Genomic DNA, 21,604 nt, shown 5'->3' with positions numbered 1-21,604 from the left:
ACCCCGTCGCCGCGCCGGCGGGGGGGGGGGGGGGGGCCCCCCGCCCCCCGGCCGGGGCGGCGGGGGGGGGCCCCGCGCCCCCCCCCCCCCCGCCGGCCCGTCCGCCCTACCGCAGGCCGGCCGGGTCGGCCCCGACCTCGGCGGTGCGGCGCTCCGCTGCGGCGGGCGCGGTGGGCTCCCCGACCGGGCGCACCCGGCGGAGCACGAGCACCGCCACCGCCGCCAGGAGCAGCCCCATGGCCACGCTCGCCGCGCCGGCGGCGTTCAGCCCGCTCGTGAAGGCCATCCGCGCGACGCCGACCACCGCCCCGGCGAGCTGCTCGGGCAGCTGTGCGGCGACGGTCAGGGCGCCGGGCAGCGAGTCGTGCACCGCGGCGGCGGCCTCGGTCGGCAGGCCGGCCGGCACCTCGTCCGCGATCCGCTCCCGGTACACGGCGGTGCCGATGCTGCCGAGGACCGCCACCCCCAAGGCCATGCCGAGCTGACTGCTCGTCTCCGACAGCGACGCCGCCGAGCCGGCCTTCTCGGGCGGGACGGAGCCGACGACCAGACCGGTGCCGAGCGCCGCGATCGGCCCGAAGCCGAAGCCGACGAAGATGAACCCGGCCACCAGGACCCCCAGCTCGCCGGTGCCGGGCACCTGGGTGAGCAGCAGGCCGCCGACCGCCATGCTGACACCGGCGACCCCGACCACGTACGCGGGCCGGATCCGCTGCGCCAGCGCCGGGGCGAGCATGGCGCCGACGATGGTCAGCGTCGTGGACGGCACGAGTGCCAGCCCGGCGCGCAGCGGGGACAGCCCGCCGACCATCTGGAGGTACTGGTTGACGAAGAGCCCGACCCCGCCCATCACCGCGGGACCGAGCAGCAGCACCGCCAGCGCGCCGCTGAACGCCCGGTTGCGGAACAGGCCCAGTTCGATCAGCGGATGGCGCGCGGTGCGCTGGCGCAGGATGAAGACCACCCCGAAGGCCACGCCGACGCACAGGGCGAGCACGGGCACCGGTCGTACCCCGTGCCGGGGCAGCTCGGTGATGCCGTAGACCACCGGGAGGATGGTGGCCAGCGACAGGACGACGCTGACCAGGTCGATCCGCGCGGTCGAGTCCGTGGAACGGTACTCGGGCAGCAGGATCGGACCGACCACCAGCAGCAGGAGCATGACCGGCACGCCCATCAGGAACACCGAGCCCCACCAGAAGAACTCCAGCATCGCCCCGCCGATCAGCGGCCCGAGGGCGGTGCCGGCCATGAAGCAGCTCATCCAGACGGCGACGGCGAACCCGCGCTGCCGCGCGTCCCGGAACATCGTGCTGATCAACGCCAGGACGGAGGGCATCAGCGTGGCGGCCGCGATCCCCATCCCGATCCGGGCGGCGATCAGCATCCCGGGGGAGGACGCGTAGGCGGCGAGCACGGACGCGCCGCCGAACGCGGCCGCGCCGAACAGCAGGAGCCGGCGCCGTCCGAGCCGGTCGCCCAGGTTGCCCATGGTGATCAGGAAGCCGGCGGTCATGAACCCGGAGATGTCGGTGATCCAGAGCTGGTCCGTGCCGGCGGCGCCGAGGTCGGCGCTCAACTGCGGCAACGCCAGGAACAACACGCCCAAATCGAGTGAGAGCAGCAGGGTCGGCAGGGCGAGCACGGCGAGGCCGGCCCATTCCCGCCGGCCGGCGCGTGGGCCGGATCCGGCGGCGGTGTTCGTGGTCATGGTGGGGCCCCTTCCAGGCGGAACAACGGGATGTCGCATCCATGCGGATGGCGTACTGGCCGCGGACCCACGACCGGCGCCCGTCGCCCGGAAGGGCGGCTCACAGCGCGACCGCTCCGGTGTTGAGGGCCGACAGCAGCGTGCGGGCCTGGACGTTGACGTAGTGGCCGTGCCGGGCCAGCGAGGTCAGCTGGCCGGGCGTGACCCAGCAGAACCCCGGCGGTGTCGGCCCGGGCGCCGGCGCCGGTTCCGCCTCCACGATCAGGTAGCGGTTCTCCGCGTGGAAGAAGCGCCCGCCCTCCTCGGAGTGGACCGCGTCGTAACGGATCGACCGCGGGTCGGGATCGCGGAACAGGTCGAGGAAGGCGGGCCTGTCCGGGCCGGTGAGATGGGCGTGGTACTCGGGGGTGAGCTGCACCGTCGGTCCCAGCTCGACGGTGTCGAGGAAGCCACCCTCGACCCGGGCCTGCGCCAGGAGGTGGGGGACGCCGGAGATGCGTTGGACGAGGAAGGCGGCGATGCCGGGGCCGAGCGGCTGGAACAGCGGCTGGCTCCACCCGGACACCTCGCGGTTGCCGGCCTCGACGGCGACCGCCATCACCCGGAAGTACCAGTCGCGCACGTGGTCGATGGACGCCGCGCCGCGCCTCCAGTCCTGGACCCGGTCGAGGGGGATCAGCCGCGCGGACACGTCGTGCCGGGCCCGTTCGGCGGTGAACCAGGAGAGCAGCTCGGTGTCCGAGTGCACGGCGCCGGGCTCCGGGTGGGCCACCGGCGCGCAGGCCAGGACGGTGCGGGAGTCCATGTTGACGACGTTGTCCTCGCGCAGCAGCTCGCCGAGCTGGCCGAGCGTCAACCAGCAGAAGTCGTCGTCGACCGGCACGTCCTCGTCGGTCTCCACGATCATGTTCCGGTTGGACTTGTGGAAGAACCAGGAGCCGTGCTCGGACTGGAGGACGTCGGCGAGCACCCGGGCCCGGCCCGGCTGGACGAAGTGGTCCAGGTACTTCACGTCCGCGCCGCGGTGCACCCGGGTGTAGTTGCTGCGGGTGGCCTGCACGGTCGGCGAGAGCTGGAGCAGGTTCGGGTTCCCCGGCTCCATCTTCGCCTGCATCAGGAAGTGGAGCACCCCGTCGAACTCGCGGGCCAGGATGCCCAGGATGCCGACCTCCGGCTGGACGATGATCGGCTGCTGCCACTGCCGGAACGGTCCTTCGCTGACCGTGACGTGCAGTCCCTCGACGGAGAAGAACCGGCCGCTGCGGTGTGTCAGGTTGCCGGTGTCGGGGTCGAAGGACCAGCCGTCGAGCCGGGCGAACGGGATCCGCTCCACCCGGAAGTGGTGCGCCCGCCGCCGCGACTCCAGCCAGCCCGGGAAGTCGGCGGTGGCCATCCCGGCGCCGGCCGACCGGGCCTGGGCGGAACGGGCGAACCGGCCGGGCAGGGCGGGGTCCTCCCGGCGCCGCAGCGGCGTGCCGTCGCCCCGCCGCTCTGATCGCCGGTCCACGCGGCCGCCGGGGGAGTCGCCCGGGCCGGCGGCGGCCGGCCGCAGCCGCGTCATGCGCGCTCCCGCGACCGCTGGGCCACGAACAGGCCCCGTCCGGCCTGCACGTCACCGACGTACTCCACGGTGCAGCCGGCGTCGGCGAAGGCGCGCTCGTACTGCTCCCGCTCCCACAGGCCGAACACGTGGGTCTCGACGAACGACCGGATGCCACGCGCGTCGGCGACCACCCAGTGGCTCTCGATGACGGTGGCGCCGTCGCGTTCCCGGCTGTACGACACCCGGGAGACGGTGCGTTCCGGGCTCCGGATGAGGTCACCGGCGACGTGTCCGTCCAGGTAGTTCTCGGGGAAGTACCACGGTTCGACCACCAGCACGCCGCCGGGCGCGAGGTGGGCCACCATCCGGCCGAGCGCGGCCCGGACCGCCGTCAGCGACGGCAGGTAGGCGACCGCCGCGGAGAGGGAGAGCACCACGTCGTAGCGGCGACCGAGGTCGAAGCGGCACATGTCGGCGAGGTGGACCTCGACCCCCGGGAGCTTGCGCCGGGCGACCGCGACCATGGGCTCCGACAGGTCGATGCCCGCCACGTGACCGAACATCCCGCTCAGGGCCTTGAGATGCTCACCGGTGCCGCACCCGACGTCGAGCAGTGAGCTCGCCGCCGGGTGCCGCTCCCGGGCGATCTCCGACACCAGCGCGGCCTCCTTGTCGAAGTCCTGGCCCCGGCGCCGGTAGGTGAAGTCGTAGACCTCGGCGATGTCGGGGCCGAACATCGTCCCCGTCGTCCCGCGCTCCCCTGGAACGCCGGTCATGCGGCCAGCTCGATCCAGGCGTCGTCGCCGACCACCAAGCGGTGTTCGGCACCGCTCGGGCGGATGGTCGCGGAGCGGCCGATGAGCGAGCCGTGCAGCCCCGGCACGTCCGAGATCGAGGCGCCGGCCAACACGATGGAGTCGGCCAGGTGGGTGGCGCGCACCTGGCAGTCGTCGCCGATGGCGGTGTTCGGCCCGATGTGGCTGTCCGCGACCAGGGTGTTCGCACCGATGATCGCGGGGCCCTCGATGACGGACCGCAGCACCCGGGCGCCGGGCCCCAGCACGACCGGCCCGACCAGCTGGCTGGCCTCGTCGACGTCGCCGTGGATCGCGGTGGTGAGCCCGGCGAGCTGGTAGCGGTTGCACTCCAGCACGTCCTCGGGCCGCCCGGCGTCCTTCCAGAAACCGTCGTACTCGGTGGCCCTGACCTCGGCGCCGTTGGCGAGCAGCCACTGGATCGCGTCGGTGATCTCCAGTTCGCCGCGGGCGCTGGGCTCGATCCGGGCGATCGCCTCGTGGATCGCCGAGGTGAAGAAGTAGACGCCGACCAGGGCGAGATCGCTGCGCGGGTGCTCCGGCTTCTCCACGAGCCGGCGTACGTTGCCGTTCTCGTCCAGCTCGGCGAGGCCGAACTGGCGGGGGTCGGTCACCTTGTGCAGCACGACCTGCGCGGCGGGACGCCGGGCGGCGAACTCCTGTGCCACCGGGACGATGCCGTCCGGCAGGAAGTTGTCGCCCAGGTACATGACGAAGTCGTCGTCGCCGAGGAAGGACCGGGACACCACGACGCAGTGCCCGAGCCCGAGCGGCTCGTCCTGCGGGATGTAGGTGACCCGTACGCCGAGCCGGGATCCGTCCCCGATCACCTTGCGGATCGTCGGGGCCCGGTCACCGACCACGATGCCGATGTCGGTCACCCCGGTGTCGCGGATGCTCTCCAGCACGTGTTCCAGGACGGGCTGGTTGGCGATCGGGATGAGCTGCTTGGGCAACGAGTGGCTGAACGGGCGGAGACGGCTACCCGTACCGCCCGACAACACCAGGGCCTTCATGACAGTGCTCTCCTCACAGCCGGATGACAGGTGCCGCTGCTCGTCTGGTGCGCGCGGCGGGTGTCGGAGACGGCCCGCGTCGGCGCTCGCGGCGCCTCGGTGGCGTGCGCGTCACGGGCCCGGGGCGGGCGGCGACCGGTTCGGCGCCGCCCGTTCCGGTCAGCTTTGTGCCGACGCCCGACGGTGCTCGACCGCCTTGCACAGTTCGTCGGCCACGGTCCGGACGTCGGCGTCGTCGAGCCCCTGGTGGATGGGGAGCAGCAGGGTGTTGGCGGCGGCCTCGGCGGTACCGGGAAGGTCGGCGTCCGCGCGGAAGAGCGGGACGGTGTGCAGCGGCTCGTAACGGAAGGTGGTGTAGATGCCGCGGTCGAGCAGGTCCTCGGCCACGTGGTCCCGGATCGCCGGGTCGAGCTGCACCCAGTAGAAGTAGTACGAGCTGGTGTGGCCGGCGGGCGGCGACGGGGGCCGCCGGATCCCGGCCACGTCGCGCAACAGCCGGTTGTAGGTCTCGGTGATCTCCCGGCGGCGCTCGATGAACGCCGGCATCCGTCGCAACTGGACGCTGCCGATCGCCGCGGTCAGGTCGTTGCCGATCACCCGGCGCCCGACGTCGTGGATGGCCAGTTCCCACCAGCGTCGGGGGACCGCGGACGCGGTGGTGAACGTGCTGCGGTCGTCCACCCCGTGGTAGGCGAGCCGCTGCGCCCGGCGACCGAGCTCGGGATCCCGGACGTAGAGCATCCCGCCGTCACCGGTGGTGATCACCTTGCGGGAGTCGAAGCTCCACATCGCGATGTCACCGAAGGTGCCGCAGTGGCGGCCGTCGACGGTGGAGGCGACGGAGACCGAGGCGTCCTCGATCAGGGTGATGCCCCGGTCCCGGCAGAAGGCGGCGATGGCGACGATGTCGCCCGGGTGACCGCCGTAGTGCAGCACGATCACGGCCCTGGTCCGGGGGGTGACCGCGCGGGCGATGTCGGCGACCGACGGGTTCAGGGTGTGCGGGTCCACGTCGCAGAAGACCGGCCGGGCGCCGGTGGCGGCGACCGCGTTGGCGTCGGCGACGAAACTGACCGAGGGCAGGACCACGTCGTCGCCGGGACCCAGGTCCAGCAGCTCGGTGGAGAGGAACAGCCCCGAGGTGGCGGAGTTGATGAAGATGAGCCGTTCCGGCGCCACCCCCAGGTGCTCGGCGAACTCCCGCTCGAACGCCCTGGTACGCGGCCCGTACCCCACCCAGTTGCTGCTGAACACCTCACGTACGGCTTCGAGTTCCTCAGCACCGAGACTGGGCTGGGATATGTTGATCATTCTCGTCCTCCGACAGGTGGGGAGGTTCCCGGGTCCGCCGCCCGGCTGCCTGCCGTGGCCGGCGGCCGCCTCGCGGAGCGGAGGTGGACGAAGCCGCTGCCCGACAGGTCGGCCGCGCATTCCACACCCGGTCGCACCAGACCGTGCAATCGTCGTCCGCCGGTCCTGGCGACGGCATCTCCTGTATTGCGCTGGGAACCCGCACATTCGGAGATGACAGCGGAAGATCTTCCGATGCAGGCTGTCGCAGGAAGCGCGAATCCCGTGATTCCCGGCGCGCGTCGGCCGGGGTCGGGGATCCGACGTCCATCCGGCGCGCCACATATATACCGAGGGGTTGGCCCACGTGCTTGGCGATCAGGTTCCGTCGACGATCCTCCGCTGTCGCGTCTGCGGCGGCGCCGTCAGAGAATGTCTGGACTTCGGGCGGCAGCCCGTCTCCAGCGCGTTCGTGGATCCCGCCCACACCGGCGCGGAGCTCTTCTTCCGGCTGGCCGTCGGCTTCTGCACGTCCTGCACGATGGTGCAGCAGCTCGAAGAGGTGCCCCGCGACGAGATGTTCCGGTTCGACTACCCCTACCGGTCGTCCGGGTCGACGGTGATGCGCAAGCACTTCCAGCAGACCGCCCGGCAGTTGCTGGACACCGAACTCACCGGGCCCGACCCGTTCGCCGTCGAGATCGGCAGCAACGACGGCATCCTGTTGCAGGACATCGCCGAGGCCGGGGTGCGCCACCTGGGCGTGGACCCGTCCGGCGAGGCCGCCGAGGTGGCCCGGGCGAAGGGCATCCGGGTGCGGGTCGAGTTCTTCGAGGAGTCGACCGCCCGCGCCATCCGGGCCGAGCACGGGCCGGCGGACGTCATCTTCTCCGCGAACACCATCAGCCACATCGCCTACATCGACTCCATCTTCCGCGGGGTCGACGCGCTGCTCGCCCCGAACGGTGTGTTCGTCTTCGAGGACCGCTACCTCGGCGACATCATCGAGCACACCTACTTCGACCAGATCTACGACGAGCACTTCTACCTCTTCTCCATCCATTCGGTGCAGGCGATGGCCGCGCAGTTCGGGTTCGCCCTCGTCGGCGCGGAACGGCTGCCCGTGCACGGCGGCGCCGTGCGCTACACCGTCGCCCGGGCGGGCGCCCGCCGACCGGCCCCCGAGGTGGCCGAACTGCTCGCCCGGGAACGGGAGCTGGGGCTCGGGCTGCCGGAGACCTACGAGCGCTTCGCGGCGAACATCAGGCGTACCCGCGACGACCTGTTGGCGCTGCTGCGGCGCCTGCGGGCCGAGGGGCACCGCATCGTCGGCTACGGCGCCACCCAGAAGAGCGCGACCGTGGCGAACTACTGCGGCATCGGCCCGGACCTGGTGTCCGCCGTCTACGACTCGACGCGGGAGAAGCAGGGCCGGCTCACCCCCGGCGTGCACATCCCGGTGCTGCCGCCCGAGGAGTTCGGCGCTCCCTACCCCGCCTACGCCCTGCTGTTCGCGTGGAACCACGCCGAGGAGATCATGGCCAAGGAACGGCAGTTCCGGGAGAGCGGTGGACGGTGGATCCTGTACGTCCCCGACGTCCACATCGTCTGACGAGCCCGGTCCAGCACGAGCCGGGCGACCGCCCGGAACCCCACGTCGACCGCCCCGCGCGCCCCCGGCCCGCCGGCGTGGCCGCCGCCGGTCGCGGGCCGGCACCGCCGGTCCCGGGGTCGCGCCGCCGGCCCGATCACGGACGCGGTCGGCGTCCGGAGGGAGGCGACAGCGGTGAACCTCATCGAGCGGGACCACGAGCTGGCGTACCTGCGCAGCCTGCTCGCCGACGGGGGGCGGCGCGACGGCGGCGCCGTCCTGGTGAGCGGGCCCCCGGGCAGTGGGAAGAGCGCGCTGCTGCACGCCTTCGGCAGAGAGACGGCGGCCACCGGCGCGCTGGTGCTCACCGCCACGGGCGCGCGAGCCGAACGCGCCATCCCACTCGGCGTGCTCCGCCAGCTCCTGGCGTCCGCCCCGCTGCCTCGGGCCGCCCGGGCCCGGGTGGCCGCCCTGGAGGAGCGGCTCGGGTCGCGACCCGGCCCGGGCGGGCGGGGCCGGCTCGACGCGGCCACCCTGCGCTGGCTCAGCGAGCTGGTGCTGCGCCTCGCGGCGGACCGGCCCGTGGTGGTCGTGGTCGACGACGTGGACCACGCGGACCACCCGTCGGCGCAGTGCCTGCTCTTCCTTGCCCGCCGGCTGGGCTCGGCCCGGATCGTGCTCGTGTTCGCCGAACGGTCGGCCGCGCCGGAGAACCGGTGGTTCGGCGCCGAACTGCTCCGCCAGCCCCACTGCGTCCCGCTCCACCTGGCGCCGCTGTCCGTGCCGGCCGTGCGGGAGCTGCTGGCCGGGGTGCCCGGCCCCGTCGCCGCGGCGTACCACCGGATCACCGGCGGGAGCCCCGCGCTGGTCGCCGCCGTCGGCGCGGACCTCCGGGCCGCCGGCGCCGCGGCCCCGACCGCCGGATCCGTCCCGGTGGTCGGACCGGCGTTCGGCCAGGCCGTCGTCACCTGCCTCTACCAGGCCGGACCCGGCCTGCTCGCGGTGGCCAGGGCGCTCGCCGTGCTGCACGCGGCGACCACGCCGGCGTTGCTGGCCCGGCTCACCGACGCCGGGGTCGGCACCACCGAACACGCCGTCCGCCAACTGACCGCCATCGGCCTGCTCGACCGCGGCGGCTTCCGGCACCCGGCCGCCCGGGAGGCCGTGCTGGACGACATGGACGACGAGACCCGCGCTCGGTGGCACGCCCGTGCCGCCGAGCTGCTGCACCGCGACGGCGCGGCACCGGCCGCCGTCGCCCGGCACCTCGTCGCCTCCCGCCGCGCGGGCCGCCCGTGGCAGCGCCGGGTGCTGCGCCGGGCCGCCGAGCGGGCCCTGCGCGCCGGGCGGCTCGACGACGCCGTGGAGCAGCTCCGGCTGGCCCGGGAGGGCACCCCGGCCGGACCGCGGCACACCGAGCTGACCGCCCTGCTGACCTGCGCGGAGTGGGCGGTCGACCCGGCCGTGGCGGGCCGGTACCTGCCCGAGCTGGTGCGGGCGCTGCACGCCGGCGAGCTGGAGCCCGGGGCCGGGATCGAGCTGACCCGCCGACTGGTGTGGCGCGGGCAGATCGAGGAGGCGGGCCGGGCGGTCCGGCGGATGTCGGACGGCGTCGTCGCCGGCTCGGCCCCGGCCGCCGAGCTGGCGGCGGTGCGCGACTGGCTGTCGGTCACCGCACCGGCCGCCGCCGACGGGCTGCCCCGGTGGCCGGTCCCGGCCGCGTCCGCGCCGGGTCAGTCCGGCGCCGGCCCGCAGCCACGGGCCGCCCAGGTGCTCGCCGCGGTGCTGCGCGGGGACGCCGGTGAGGCCGTCGTGCACGCCGCCGAACGCGTCCTGCACGGCGTCCGGCTCGACGCGACCACGCTCGATCCGATCGCCGACGCGCTGTCGGCCCTGCTGTACGCCGAGCACACCGACCGGGCCGCCCGCTGGTGCGACCGGTTCCTCGAACAGGCGACCGAGCAGGTCTTCTCGACCGGTGCGGCGCTGCTCATGGCCCTCCGTGCCGAGATCGCCGTCGCCGCCGACGACCTGCCCGCCGCCGAGTTCTACGCCCGTACCGCCCTGGCCTGCCTGGACGAGGACGGCTGGGGTTGCGCGATCGCCATGCCGAGGGCCGCGCTGCTGCTGGCCCTGACCGGGACGGGCCGCCACGACAGTGCCGGCGAGCAGTTGGAACGGCCCCTGCCCGCCGGGGCCGAACGGACCCGCGCCGGGGTGCGTCACCGGTACGCGCGGGGCCGCTACTGGCTCGCCGTCGGCCAGCCCCGGGCGGCCCTGGCCGACTTCCTCGCCTGCGGCCGGCTGATGGCGCAGTGGGGCGTGGACGTGCCGGCGCTGGCCGCCTGGCGGCTCGGTGCGGCCGAGGCGAACCTCCGGTTGGGTCACCCCGAGCGGGCCCGGCGGCTCGCGGCCGAGCAGCTCGACCGGTGCCCCGATCGCAGCGGCCGCAGCTACGCCGAGGCGCTGCGGGTCGCCGCCGCCGCCAGCGCGCCGCCCGACCGGATCGCGCTGCTGCGTGAGGCGACGCGGGTGTTCCAGGGCGCCGGCCACCGCGCCGAGCTGGCCCGCTCGCTGACCGAGCTGAGCCAGGCGTACCGGGCGCACGGCGACCAGGACGAGGCGCGCTCCGCCGCCCGCCGGGCCGCCCGCGCGGCACGCTGGACGGTCGAGCCCGGTGCGGCGAGGCGGCCCGGGCCGGCGGGCCCGGCCGGCGTCGGCGCCGCCGAGCTGAGCGAGGCGGAGCGCCGGGTCGGCGCGCTGGCCGTGCTGGGCCACACCAACCGGGAGATCGCCGGCCGGCTGCACATCACCGTGAGCACCGTCGAGCAGCATCTGACCCAGGCGTACCGCAAGCTGGGGATCAGCCGGCGGACCCAGCTGCCGGCCAGCCTCGGGTACGACCTCGCCCCCGCCGGGCGCGACGGGGTGGCCGCCCCGCCGGCTCCGGTGCCGGTTCACCGCGGCTCCGGCACGCCGACCGTCCGGTAGACCTCCAGGCAGTCCTCGTACCGCGGCAGCAGGTCCTGCTCCCTGACCTCCCGCAGCGTCGGCGCCGTGCTGTCGCGGACGGACAGGATCGGCTCGGCGCCGCCCAGCATCGACCGCCAGTCGATCTTCAGCTCCGGGTCCATCGGGTGGATCCCGTACTCGTTGGTCGGGTCGAAGTTCGCCGAGCACAGGTAGAACGCGGTGGTCTGCTCCACCAGCGACGCGATCCCGTGCCCCACCCCCTCGGGCAGGTACACGACGCGGAAGCTCTCCGAGTCCAGCCGCACGGAGTCGAAGCGGCCGAACGTCGGCGAGCCGACCCGGGTGTCCACGATGACGTCGTTCATGGCGCCGAAGACGCAGCAGACGAACTTGGCCTGGCCGACCAGCCGGGTGAAGTGGACGCCGCGCACCACGTTGCGGTGGTTGACCGTGCAGTTCACCTGGCTCACCGGCAGGTCGCGCCCCAGCGCGTCCCGCCACCACTGCGCGCGCAGCAGCTCCGAGAAGACGCCCCGGTTGTCCGGCAGGACACTCGGTTCGAACTCGAAGGCACCCGCCACCGCGAGTTCACGCACCTTCATTGGGATCCTCCCGGGCAGTTCCGCCGGCAGCGGGAGGGACACCGAAAAGGGGTGTCGCTCCGGCGGCGGGTACGGATGCGGCGTCGGACGCCGAGCTTCCGAAGTGTTATCGAAACCATCATGTCAAGCGCGACGGCATTGACCGACCCCTGTCTCATAACCAGGGGTCGGTAAGGGTTAATTCTGAACAGTCGCATTCATAGGATTCGTTGCGAGGAAGCAATGGCGTCATGCGAGCGGATCCGTCTGCCCGGCAGAATCGAGGTCAGCCAGTGATAGTGGACACGAAGCAACTGTTGCGCGACATGATACGTATCCGCCGCGTCGAGGAGACGCTCGCCGACGTGTACCGCGACGAGCAGGAGATGCGTACGCCGGTGCACTTCTCCATCGGCCAGGAGGCGGCCGCGGTCGGTGTGTGCGCCGCGCTGCGCCGCGAGGACCTCGCCTACAGCAGCCACCGCTGCCACGCGCAGTACCTCGCCAAGGGCGGGGACCTGTTCGCCATGGTGGCCGAGCTGTACGGCAAGGAGGACGGCTGCACCCACGGCCGCGGTGGCTCCGTACACCTCATCGACCCCGCTGCCGGCTTCGGCGCCTCCTCGGCGATCCTCGGCGAGATGCTCTCGGTGGCGACCGGCGCCGCCTGGGCCGCCGCGATGCGCGGCACCGGCGAGGTGGTCGCGACCTTCTTCGGTGACGGCGCCGCCGAGGAGGGCGTCTTCCACGAGTCGCTGAACTTCGCCATGGTGCGCCAGGTCCCGGTGGTCTTCGTCTGCGAGAACAACGGCTACTCGCTGTCGTCCCCGCTGGACCTGCGGCAGCCGGCCGGCACGACCATCACCGGCTGGGCCCGGGGCTACGGGATGCCGGCCCGCCGGGTCGACGGCAACGACGTGGTGGCCGTGCACCAGGCCGCCGAGCAGGCGGTGGCCTGGTGCCGTGCCGGCAACGGCCCCTACTTCCTGGAGCTGGAGACCTACCGCTGGCGGGAGCACGTCGGCCCGAACTGGGACTACGACGTGGACCACCGGACCCGGGCGGAGGTGGAGTCGTGGCTGGCCCGCTGCCCGATCCGCCGCGCCACCGAGCTGCTCAGGCAGCGGCACCCGGACATCGATCAGCAGGTGGCCCACTGGGAGAAGGAGTCCGACGACGAGGTGCAGCAGGCGATCACCAAGGCCAAGCTGAGCCCCTTCCCCCGGGTCGAGACCCTGCTTGACGGCGCGTACGGACGTTGAAGGGAACCTGCCAGATGCGCAAGCTGACCTACAGTCGCGCGATCGACGAGGCGACGATGCAGTGCATGGAAGCCGATTCCCGGATCTTCGTGGCCGGGCAGAGCATCGGTGACCGCAAGGGGATCTACGGTTCGACCGTCGCCACCACCCGCCGGTTCGGGCCGGCCCGGGTGATGGACGTGCCGAACTGCGAGGCGGCGTTCGCGGGGATCGCGGTCGGCGCCGCCTCCCGGGGCATGCGCCCGCTGGTGATCTACACCCGCGACGACTTCATGTTCCTGGCGATGGACGGGATCTTCAACCTGGCGGCGAAGTGGCGCTACATGTACGGCAACCAGGGCGGCGCCCCGGTGGTGCTGCGCGGCATCGTCGGCCACGGTTGGGGTCAGGGCGCCACCCACTCGCAGAGCCTGCACTCGGTGTTCGGCCACTTCGCGGGTCTGCGGGTGGCCGCTCCCGCGTCGCCGGCCGACGCCAAGGGGTTGCTGATCAGCGCCCTGCAAGGGGACGATCCGGTGGTGCTGTTGGAGAACCGCGGCCTCTACGAGGTCGAGGACGAGGTTCCCGAGGAGCCGGTGCCGGTGCCCTTCGGCAAGGGCCGGATCGTGCGGGCCGGCGACGACGTCACGATCGTGGCGACCTCGCTGATGGTCCGCGAGTCCGCGCGCGCCGCCGAGGCGCTGGCCGTACGCGGCGTCAGCGCCGAGGTGGTGGACGTGCGCAGCATCCGGCCGCTGGACGAGGAGATCATCTGCACGTCGGTCGCGAAGACCGGGCGCCTCGTGGTGGCGGACACCAGTTGGGCCCGGTACGGATTCAGCGCCGAGGTGGCGGCGGTGGTGGCCGAGCACGCGTTCGATTCGCTGCGCGCGCCGGTCCGGCGGGTCACCCTGCCGGACAGCCCGGCTCCCGTGTCGTGGCCGTTGGAAGAGGCGTTCAACCCCGACGCCGACGCGGTGGCGAAGGCGTGCCTGGAGGTGCTGGGGCTGGAGCGGGAGATCGCGGTCGCGGTGGACGAGTTGGCCCGCGACTTCGTCGGCCCGTACTGACCGGGGTCGGGCTAGGGCGACCCGTCGAGCCAGGGCGACCTGTCGAGTTAGGGGAGGCGGAAGTGACGCTGCGTGGTGGGACGCGACGGCGGTTGCGGGTGGGTCTGATCGGCACCGGCGTCGGCGTCCGGACCTACCTGCCCGGCTTCGCGGCGACGGGGCGCGGCGACGTGGTGGCGCTCTGCGGGAGCAGCCCGCAGCGGTCCCGGGAGGTCGCCGCGGCGACCGGCGTGCCGACGGCGTACGGCAGCTACCAGGAGCTGTGCGCCGACCCGACCCTGGACGTGATCTGCGTGGCCTCGCCCAACGAGTACCACTACGAGCACTACGTCGCCGCCGCCGCGTCCGGCCGGCACGTGATCGTGGAGAAACCGGCCGCGAACTGCGCCGAGGAGCTGACGAAGTTCCTGGAGGTCCCGACCACGCCCGAGCAGATCGTGCTCGTCGACCACCAGCTCCGCTTCAACCCGTACCTGCGCGTGCTGCGGGACGTCGTCACCTCCGGTGAGATCGGCCGCCCCTACCACCTGCGGATCCACCAGCAGGGGGTGGGCCTGCTCGCCCCCGAGGTGCCCTACTCGTGGCGGTTCGACGAGCTGCGGGGCGGCGGGGTGCGCCTCGCCATGGGTTCCCACCTGGTCGACCTGGTGGAGTTCCTGCTGGCCGGGGCGCGGGTGGACACCGTCTTCGGCACCCTGGAACCGGTGGTGCCGGTGCGCTACGACGCGGCCGGCCGCGAGCACCGGGTGACGGCCGACTCGGCGTTCACGGCGGTGCTGCGGCTCGGCGACACCACGGCGGTGCTCTCGGCGAGCGCCGCCGCGGCCACCGAGAACCTGCTCGACGTGGACGTGCTGGGTACGGCCGGCGAGGCGCACTTCAGCCTCACCGGCAAGCTGCGGGTCTCCACCACCAGCGGGAGCCGGGTCGTCGACCGGCCCGCCGGGGTCGACCCCGACGAGGTGCACAACCGGGTGTCGGTCTTCAAGACCTCGTTCGTGCACCTGGCCCGCGCCCTCACCGAGGCCGTGCTCGACGGCCGGCACGAGTCGCTGGCCGTCGGTTCCTTCCTGCGCGACCAGCGCCCCGGCCTCCGTACGCTGGACGCGGTGCTGCGCTCCGCCCGCACGTCGACGGCGGTGACGCTCGACTAGCCGGCGCGCCACCGGATGGTCCCTGCGCGCCCACCGGGCCGCCGTTTCGCCCCGATCACTCGTGTTTGCTCAGTCGACCGGCAGCGCGGAGAGTCGATCGCGCACGTTGGGATAAGACAGGCCGCCGCGTCGTCGCTAAGAACTGAGGGACACATCAGGTCGATCGAGAGGAGACGCGCGTGGAAGGTGGCCGCGGTACCCGACATTCGTCCACCACCCGACGGCGGCGGCTGGCGAGCGGCGCGCTGGCGTTGGTCCTGGCCCTGGCGGGTGTCGGACAGCAGCCCGCGCCGGCCGCCGCGGAGCCGCCTGCCGGCGCGGGAGCGGGCGGACGCACCAACACCATCCTGGTGTTCCACCAGACCGGCCCGTTCCTCCGGCACGCCTCCATCGAGTACGGCATCGCCGCCCTGCGGGAGATGGGGGAGGAGCACGGCTTCACGGTCGAGGAGACCCGGGAGTCGTCGGCGTTCACGGACGCCAACCTGGCCCGGTTCGACGCGGTCGTCTGGCTCAACGCGATCGGCGTCGTACTCGACGACGGGCAGAAGGCGGCCTTCGAGCGCTACGTCACCGGCGGCGGCGGCTACGCCGGCGTGCACGGCCCCGGCGGGATGGAGACCAACTGGCCGTGGTTCTACAACGACCTGATGGGCAGCTTCTACGAGTCGCACCCCGCCCAGCCGGCCCATCCCGAGACGCAGCCGGCGACGGTCCGGGTGGAGGACCGGACGCACCCGTCGACGTCGCACCTGCCGGCGGAGTGGACCTTCGCCGAGGAGTGGTGGAACTTCTACCAGAGCCCCCGGCAGGACGTCCGGGTGCTCGCCTCCCTCGACGAGTCCAGCTACGACCCGGACACCGGGGCGATGGGCGACCATCCGGTCACCTGGTGCCGCACCGTGGCCGGCGGCCGCTCCTGGTACACCAACCTCGGCCACAGCGTCGGCAGCTACGCGGACCCGAACTTCCGCGGTCACCTGCTGGGCGGCGTGAGCTACGCGGCGGGCTGGACCCCGGGCGACTGCGACAGCCCCGCCACCGAGAGCGACAGCTCCTTCGCGCAGGTCACCCTGGCCGGCGGCGCGGCACGGACCGGCGAGGCGACCGCGTTGGCCGTGCTGCCGGACCGGCGGGTGCTGCATGCCTCCCGCACCGGTGAGATCCGGCTGACCACGCCCGGCGGTCGCACGTCGACGGCCGGGCGGCTGAGCGTCTACACGCACCGCGACAGCGGCCTGTACGCCATCGCCGCCGACCCACGCTTCGAGGAGAACCGCTGGGTCTACGTGTACTACTCCCCGCGGCTGCACACCCCGCCCGGGGACGCGCCGGGCACCGCCACCCCGGCGGCGCTCGCCCGGTTCCGCGGCCACGACCAGCTGTCCCGCTTCACCCTGCGCCGCGACGGCAGGCTCGACCCGCGCAGCGAGCGGCAGATCCTGCGGGTGCCCACCGACCGGGGGCACTGCTGCCACGTCGGCGGCGACATCGACTTCGACCCGGCCGGCAACCTGCTGCTCTCCACCGCCGACGACACCGACCCGTCCGCGTCGGACGGTTACAGCCCGATCGACGAGCGCCCCGGCCGCAGCCCGGTCCACGACGCGCAGCGCACCTCGGCCAACACCAACGACCTGCGGGGCAAGCTGCTGCGGATCGCGGTGACCGCCGACGGCGGGTACCGGATCCCGGCCGGCAACCTGTTCGCCCCCGGCACGGCGCGCACGCGTGCGGAGATCTACGCCATGGGCCTGCGCAACCCGTCCCGGTTCTCGGTCGACCCGCGGACCGGCTGGATCCACCTCGGCGACGGCGCCCCGGCGGCCGGCGCCGCCGACCCCGCCCGCGGGCCGGCCGGGCAGGCCGAGTTCCACCTGCTGAAGGGGCCGGCGAACCTCGGCTGGCCGTACTGCGCCGGCACCAACCAGCCCTACCGTGACCACGACTTCGCCACGGGTCGCCCCGGCGCGCCCTTCGACTGCGTCGCGCCACGGAACACCAGCCCGCGCAACACCGGCCTGGTCGAGCTGCCGCCGGCCCAACCGGCGTGGATCTCCTACGACGGGCTCTCGGTGCCGGAGTTCACCACCGGTGGTTCGCAGCCGCCGTTCGGCAACGGCGGCAAGGCGCCGATGGGCGGCCCGACCTACCGCTACGACCCGGGCCTGGCCGCCGGGACCAAGTTCCCCCGCGCCTACGACGGCCGCACCTTCGCCTACGAGCGGGACCGCGCCTGGATCAAGGACATCGGGGTCGGCGCGGACGGCGTGCGGGGCGAGATCAGGCCGTTCGGCGGCACCCTGCGGCTCACCCAGCCGGTCGACATGGAGTTCGGGCCGGACGGCGCGCTCTACGTCCTCGACCGGGGCGCCCGCACCGCCGACGCGCGGGGCGCCGGCCTGTACCGCATCGAGTACGCCGCGGGCCGGCAGGCGCCCCGGGCCGCCGTACGCGCGGAGGCGGAGTCCGGGCCGGCCGGCCGGGACGTCGTCTTCCACTCGGCCGGCACGTACGACCCGGACGGCGGCGAGTTGCGTCACTCCTGGGACTTCGACGGCGACGGTCGGGTGGACGCGACCGGACCCGGCCCGGTGCGCTTCGGCTACGCCCGGCCGGGCGGCTACACCGCCACGCTCTCCGTCACCGACGCGACCGGGCGCACCGGCCGGGCCCGGGTGGCGGTGACCGTCGGCAACACCCGCCCGGAGGTGGGCCTGACCGCCCCGGTGCACGGCGGCTTCGCCGGCCCCGGGGACCGGATCCCGTTCCAGGTAACGGTGCGGGACCCCGAGGAACGCGCCGTCGACTGCTCCCGGGTGGTCGTCACGTACGCGCAGCGCTCCGGCCGCACGCTGAGCCGGGCCACCGGCTGCGCGGGCCTCCTGCGCGTCCCCCGAGTCGGGGTCGCGGCGGACGAGCCGGCGGTGCTCACCGCCCGGTACACCGATCGGGGCGCGCCCGGGGCGCCACCGCTGACCGGCGTCGCCCGGGTCACGCTCCAGCCGAAGACGTGGGAGGCGGAGTCCACCGCGGAGGCGTTCGGGGTCCGGATCGTCCCGCACGCGGCCGCCAGCGGCGGTGCGGCCGTCGCCGACCTCGACCCGATGGACTTCGTCAAGCTCGACCCGACGAACCTGCGCGGGATCACCGGGATCGGGCTGCGGGTGTCGTCGCGCGGCGCCGGCGGCAAGGTCGTGTTCCAGGCCCACGAGGTCGGTGGACCGACGGTGTACGAGGTCGAGATCCCCGACACCGGCGGCCTCGACACCTTCGTCGACCTGCCGGTCGGACCGGTCACCGACGTCGGCGGCACCGAGCCGCTCTACCTGGTGTTCTCCGGCCCGAGCGGCGGCCTGTTCACGCTGGACAGCGTCCGCTTCCACGGACCGGGCGCCGGCGGCTGACCGGTACGACCGCGCCGGGCCGGCCGGGGCGACACCCGGCCGGCCCGGCGCACCGGTCACCGCTCGCGGTCAGGCGTGGGTCGGGCTGACCTCACAGACCTCCCGCCGGATCTCCTCCAGCCGGTCCGCCAGTTCCCGCGGCCGGCTGAGGGCCACCGGGTGCCCGCCGTCCATCTCGTCGGCGGTGATGCCCAACCGGTCGGAGACCAGCTTGCGCGAGAAGTCGATCGGGAAGAACCGGTCGCCCCGGCAGAGCAGCGCCCGGGTCGGCACGTCCGGCCAGGACTTCAGCGGCCACGGCTTCTCGAACGGCGTGCCCGACTGGTCCCGCGCGTTCGCCGTCGCCTCCTCGACGAGCTGCGGCGACAGCTCGTGGAAGAAGATGACCCCGGGGTCGTCGTTCTGCTCCGGCGTCCAGCCCTCGCGCTCGGCCTGGGCCTGCCGGGCCTCCGCGTAGCCGGTGCTGCCCCACCACTCGCCCGGCGACTCGCCGGGGGCGGGCACCATCGGCGTCAGCAGCACGAGCAGGTCCGCCTGGACCCGGTCGCACACCAGCGGGCCGGTGAACGCGCCCAGGGACTGCGCGACGACGACCAGGTCCCTGCGGTCCCCGATGGCCTCGACGGCGACGTCGGTGTACTCCGCCAGCCCCGCCGAGTCGTCGTCACACGGCAGGTCGACCGCGACCACGTCGTGCCCCCGCTCACGCAGCTGGTCCGCCAGCAGGTGCCAGTACCAGGGTCCGCTGCCCGCGGGCGGGATCAACACGTACGTTGCCATTCTCAGTGATCCTCCAGAGTAGATGAGGTGGCCGGTGCCCGTGCCAGGCGGGCCAGGAACATAGGCCTGGGAAAATGCGCCACCGTGATCGACCCGAGCCTATCGCAGATGCTTTGTGGAATCGGGTAGATCCGCCGCGCGTCCGCCGCGATGTCACCGATCGCGCGCGTCGGCGGGTCGTCACCTCCGGGCGCGCGGGAACGCCGATTGTGGCGAGACCGAAAGGGCGCTCACCATAAGGCGGCCGGCCCGCCCGGCGAAAAGCTGCCATGAATCGCGGGCATCCGCGCGAGGATCGCGCGGATGCCCGCGATTGTCGGAGGCGACATCGGTCGGCGCCCCGACCGTGCCCGGCACGACAGCTCTCCGCGGGCTCCCTCGCGGAGCGTGCGGGCGCGGCCGCGACGCCGGCCGGGTCAGGCCCGCGCGCGGTGGTGGGCGGTCAGCCGCTCCAGGATCGGGACGACGTCGTGCGGGCTCGGCATCGACAACCACTCCTGGTGTACCCGCGCCGCGCCCTGCCGGTACGACGGATCCTCGAGCACCTGCACGAGTTGCTTGCGCATGTCGTCGACCGACTGCTCGGCCCGGTTCAGCGCGATTCCCGCGCCCCGCGCGGCCATGTACGGGCCGGTGACCGGGGACTCGATTCCCCACATCTCCACCGGGACGATCTGCGGGACCTGGAACGGGATGGCCGCCGCCCAGGTGCCCACGCCGCCGTGGTGGATGAAGGCCGAACAGGTCGGCAGCAGCAGGTCGAGCGGAATGTACTCGATGATCCGCACATTGTCCGGCACCCGGGTGACGCCTTCGAGTTGGGCGTCGTTGAGGGTCGCCACCATCTCCACGTCCAGATCGGCGACCATGTCGAACATGTCGTTGATCAGCGAGTGGATCGCGCGGGCGAGGTCCTCGGCGCCCTTGCCGAACTGTCGCATCGACGCGCCGAGGCAGAACGCGATACGCGGGCGGTCCGGCCGGTCGTACAACCATTCCGGCATGACCGCCGCGCCGTTGTAGGGCTCCCACCGCATGGACACGGCGGACCGGGTGGTGGGCAGGCGCATCCCGGCCGGGGTCGGGTCGATGGTCCACTGGCCGAACAGCAGCTCGTCGTCCACCTCGAAGCCGTAGGGCTCGGCGACCGGGCGCACGTAGCCGGTCAGCGGATCCTCGCCCAGCGGGACCCCGGTCTCCCGGCGCTGCACCCAGCGGTCGTACGTCCAGGCGAACATGTCGTGCCCCCAGAGCAGCCGGGCGTGCGCGGCGCCGCAGGCCCGCGCCGCCACCGCCGCCGACGGCCAGCAGGGCTCCCAGATCACCAGGTCCGGCCGCCAGCCCTGGGCCAGCCGGATCAGGTTCTGCACGCCGGAGGCGTCCACCGCGGTCGCCGGGTCGGCGGGGTGGAAGTTCCAGGTGCACGGCAGCATGAAGTTCCGGAAGAACTCCCAGGGGTAGGCCTCTTCGGGATCGGTGAGCCCCAGCGCCTCCGACAGGTCCCCGTACCGCTCCGCCGCCAGCGCCCGGAGTTCGGCGCTGCCCGCGCCCACCGTCTCGGGCAGGTCGTCGCCGAGGGACACCGCGGTCAGCCCCGCGTCGGTGACCGCCTTGGCCACGGCCGGCCCGGAGACCACGCAGACCTCGTGCCCGGCGGCCTTGAGGGCCCAGGCGAGCGTCACCGACGGGTAGAGGTGCGCGATGGCGGGCCAGACCGCGAACATGACTCGCATTCAGTTTCTCCTTGTGAGACGGGATGGCTCCGGTGGCGTTTCACGCCCCGGCGGCTGGCACGGACAGGACACGAGACGCAGCCGGCACCCGTCCGGGTACCGGCTCCGCCCCACGTCCGCGACTTGCTTCGGGCACGCGTCTCGCTGCCCGTCAGCCCTTCAGCGGGCTGGACTGGTGCGACATCAGGTGCCAGTCACCGTCGCGCCGGGCGACCACCCAGGTCGTCCGGACCTCGTCCTCCGGCGCGAGCTCGCCGGCGCCGTCGCGGACGATCCCGCCCTGGGTGACCGCCAGCGCGACGTCGTCGGTGAGCATCTTGATCTCCAGGGGCTCGTCCACCAGCCGCGCGCCCTGGTACGGACCCGCGAACGCCTCCCGCAGGTACGCGCGGATCTCCTCGCGCCCCTTCAGCTGGTTGTCACCGGCCAGCATGCTGCCGTTCTCGGTGAAGACGTCAGCGACGGCGTCGGCGTCGTTGCTCTCCCAGGCTCCGCGGAAGCGCAGCGGCACCGTGAGCACGGCGCCCTCCGTTCCGTTGGCGTACTGGCCGTAGTGGCTGGCCCACTGCTTGGCGCCTTTGACCAGTTCGGCAGCCTTGCTCATCGGGTTGTCTCCTTCGTGGGTCGGGCGGCGTGCCGGGTTGTGGGTGGTTACCAGCGCAGGGTGGCGCCGGCGCCTCGGGGGCTGTTCTGGTAGCC

15 protein-coding genes are annotated in these 21,604 nt (G+C 73.4%); 6 read left to right on the top strand and 9 right to left on the bottom strand.

The features are described 5' to 3' along the window. Positions 1 to 106: 106 nt before the first annotated feature. From AB0G08_RS28610 to AB0G08_RS28590, 5 genes are all read right to left on the bottom strand, one after another. Positions 107 to 1,711, bottom strand: a complete 1,605-nt coding sequence (locus tag AB0G08_RS28610) for an MFS transporter (RefSeq protein WP_358093594.1) — start codon at positions 1,709 to 1,711, stop codon at positions 107 to 109. A 100-nt stretch (positions 1,712 to 1,811) separates the two neighbouring features. After that, a complete protein-coding gene (locus tag AB0G08_RS28605; protein WP_358093591.1) occupies positions 1,812 to 3,272 on the bottom strand; it encodes an NDP-hexose 2,3-dehydratase family protein in 1,461 nt (486 codons plus the stop codon). Then, positions 3,269 to 4,030 carry a class I SAM-dependent methyltransferase gene (locus tag AB0G08_RS28600; protein ID WP_358093588.1) on the bottom strand — a complete coding sequence of 254 codons (762 nt, stop codon included), beginning with the start codon at positions 4,028 to 4,030 and terminating at the stop codon, positions 3,269 to 3,271. Before AB0G08_RS28600 ends, AB0G08_RS28605 begins: the two co-directional genes overlap by 4 nt. Beyond that, positions 4,027 to 5,085 (bottom strand): glucose-1-phosphate thymidylyltransferase, encoded by a 1,059-nt coding sequence (locus tag AB0G08_RS28595; RefSeq protein ID WP_358093585.1) that lies wholly within the window; start codon positions 5,083 to 5,085, stop codon positions 4,027 to 4,029. The genes AB0G08_RS28600 and AB0G08_RS28595 overlap by 4 nt, the downstream gene beginning before the upstream one ends. Positions 5,086 to 5,244: 159 nt before the next feature. Beyond that, the gene (locus AB0G08_RS28590; protein ID WP_358093582.1) at positions 5,245 to 6,396 is read right to left on the bottom strand and encodes a DegT/DnrJ/EryC1/StrS family aminotransferase; all 1,152 of its coding nucleotides are present in this window, start codon (positions 6,394 to 6,396) and stop codon (positions 5,245 to 5,247) included. Positions 6,397 to 6,769: 373 nt separating this feature from the next. Here AB0G08_RS28590 and AB0G08_RS28585 point away from each other — a divergent pair, with 373 nt between their 5' ends. Continuing rightward, positions 6,770 to 7,987 carry a class I SAM-dependent methyltransferase gene (locus AB0G08_RS28585; protein ID WP_358093597.1) on the top strand — a complete coding sequence of 406 codons (1,218 nt, stop codon included), beginning with the start codon at positions 6,770 to 6,772 and terminating at the stop codon, positions 7,985 to 7,987. 174 nt (positions 7,988 to 8,161) lie between these two features. Continuing rightward, positions 8,162 to 10,957 (top strand): AAA family ATPase, encoded by a 2,796-nt coding sequence (locus AB0G08_RS28580; RefSeq protein ID WP_358093579.1) that lies wholly within the window; start codon positions 8,162 to 8,164, stop codon positions 10,955 to 10,957. Here AB0G08_RS28580 and rfbC read toward each other — a convergent pair. Then, complete coding sequence (gene rfbC, locus AB0G08_RS28575) at positions 10,924 to 11,541, bottom strand: dTDP-4-dehydrorhamnose 3,5-epimerase (RefSeq protein WP_358093576.1); 618 nt, start codon at positions 11,539 to 11,541, stop codon at positions 10,924 to 10,926. The two genes, AB0G08_RS28580 and rfbC, sit on opposite strands and share 34 nt — an antisense overlap. Positions 11,542 to 11,846: 305 nt before the next feature. Between rfbC and AB0G08_RS28570 the strand changes: the two genes are divergently transcribed. From AB0G08_RS28570 to AB0G08_RS28555, 4 genes are all read left to right on the top strand, one after another. Continuing rightward, complete coding sequence (locus AB0G08_RS28570; protein ID WP_358093573.1) at positions 11,847 to 12,782, top strand: thiamine pyrophosphate-dependent dehydrogenase E1 component subunit alpha; 936 nt, start codon at positions 11,847 to 11,849, stop codon at positions 12,780 to 12,782. 14 nt (positions 12,783 to 12,796) lie between these two features. Continuing rightward, positions 12,797 to 13,831 carry a transketolase C-terminal domain-containing protein gene (locus tag AB0G08_RS28565; RefSeq protein ID WP_358093571.1) on the top strand — a complete coding sequence of 345 codons (1,035 nt, stop codon included), beginning with the start codon at positions 12,797 to 12,799 and terminating at the stop codon, positions 13,829 to 13,831. Positions 13,832 to 13,893: 62 nt separating this feature from the next. Continuing rightward, positions 13,894 to 14,985, top strand: coding sequence for a Gfo/Idh/MocA family oxidoreductase (locus AB0G08_RS28560; RefSeq protein WP_358093568.1), 1,092 nt, complete (start codon positions 13,894 to 13,896; stop codon positions 14,983 to 14,985). Positions 14,986 to 15,164: 179 nt separating this feature from the next. Beyond that, entirely contained in the window at positions 15,165 to 18,392 is a 3,228-nt protein-coding gene (locus tag AB0G08_RS28555) for a ThuA domain-containing protein (protein ID WP_358093565.1), read from the top strand. Positions 18,393 to 18,461: 69 nt separating this feature from the next. Here the strand turns inward: AB0G08_RS28555 and AB0G08_RS28550 are convergent, their stop codons facing one another. The 3 genes from AB0G08_RS28550 to AB0G08_RS28540 form a co-directional block, all read right to left on the bottom strand. Then, the gene (locus AB0G08_RS28550; RefSeq protein ID WP_358093562.1) at positions 18,462 to 19,172 is read right to left on the bottom strand and encodes an alpha/beta hydrolase; all 711 of its coding nucleotides are present in this window, start codon (positions 19,170 to 19,172) and stop codon (positions 18,462 to 18,464) included. 416 nt (positions 19,173 to 19,588) lie between these two features. Next, positions 19,589 to 20,905 carry a nucleotide disphospho-sugar-binding domain-containing protein gene (locus tag AB0G08_RS28545; RefSeq protein ID WP_358093559.1) on the bottom strand — a complete coding sequence of 439 codons (1,317 nt, stop codon included), beginning with the start codon at positions 20,903 to 20,905 and terminating at the stop codon, positions 19,589 to 19,591. A 151-nt stretch (positions 20,906 to 21,056) separates the two neighbouring features. Next, positions 21,057 to 21,509, bottom strand: coding sequence for an SgcJ/EcaC family oxidoreductase (locus tag AB0G08_RS28540; RefSeq protein WP_358093556.1), 453 nt, complete (start codon positions 21,507 to 21,509; stop codon positions 21,057 to 21,059). Positions 21,510 to 21,604 lie beyond the last annotated feature (95 nt).

Origin of the sequence: Micromonospora sp. NPDC023644 (assembly GCF_040640115.1) — a bacterium.
Taxonomy (GTDB): domain Bacteria; phylum Actinomycetota; class Actinomycetes; order Mycobacteriales; family Micromonosporaceae; genus Micromonospora.
The sequence above is the reverse complement of the archived record's forward strand: the minus strand, read 5'-3'. Positions and strand labels throughout refer to the sequence as shown.

Coding starts and splice junctions, on each gene's coding strand:
- AB0G08_RS28610 (WP_358093594.1), bottom strand. CDS start 1,711: ATGACCACGAACACCGCCGCCGGATCCGGCCCACGCGCCGGCCGGCGG.
- AB0G08_RS28605 (WP_358093591.1), bottom strand. CDS start 3,272: ATGACGCGGCTGCGGCCGGCCGCCGCCGGCCCGGGCGACTCCCCCGGC.
- AB0G08_RS28600 (WP_358093588.1), bottom strand. CDS start 4,030: ATGACCGGCGTTCCAGGGGAGCGCGGGACGACGGGGACGATGTTCGGC.
- AB0G08_RS28595 (WP_358093585.1), bottom strand. CDS start 5,085: ATGAAGGCCCTGGTGTTGTCGGGCGGTACGGGTAGCCGTCTCCGCCCG.
- AB0G08_RS28590 (WP_358093582.1), bottom strand. CDS start 6,396: ATGATCAACATATCCCAGCCCAGTCTCGGTGCTGAGGAACTCGAAGCC.
- rfbC (WP_358093576.1), bottom strand. CDS start 11,541: ATGAAGGTGCGTGAACTCGCGGTGGCGGGTGCCTTCGAGTTCGAACCG.
- AB0G08_RS28570 (WP_358093573.1), top strand. CDS start 11,847: ATGATACGTATCCGCCGCGTCGAGGAGACGCTCGCCGACGTGTACCGC.
- AB0G08_RS28565 (WP_358093571.1), top strand. CDS start 12,797: ATGCGCAAGCTGACCTACAGTCGCGCGATCGACGAGGCGACGATGCAG.
- AB0G08_RS28550 (WP_358093562.1), bottom strand. CDS start 19,172: ATGGCAACGTACGTGTTGATCCCGCCCGCGGGCAGCGGACCCTGGTAC.
- AB0G08_RS28545 (WP_358093559.1), bottom strand. CDS start 20,905: ATGCGAGTCATGTTCGCGGTCTGGCCCGCCATCGCGCACCTCTACCCG.
- AB0G08_RS28540 (WP_358093556.1), bottom strand. CDS start 21,509: ATGAGCAAGGCTGCCGAACTGGTCAAAGGCGCCAAGCAGTGGGCCAGC.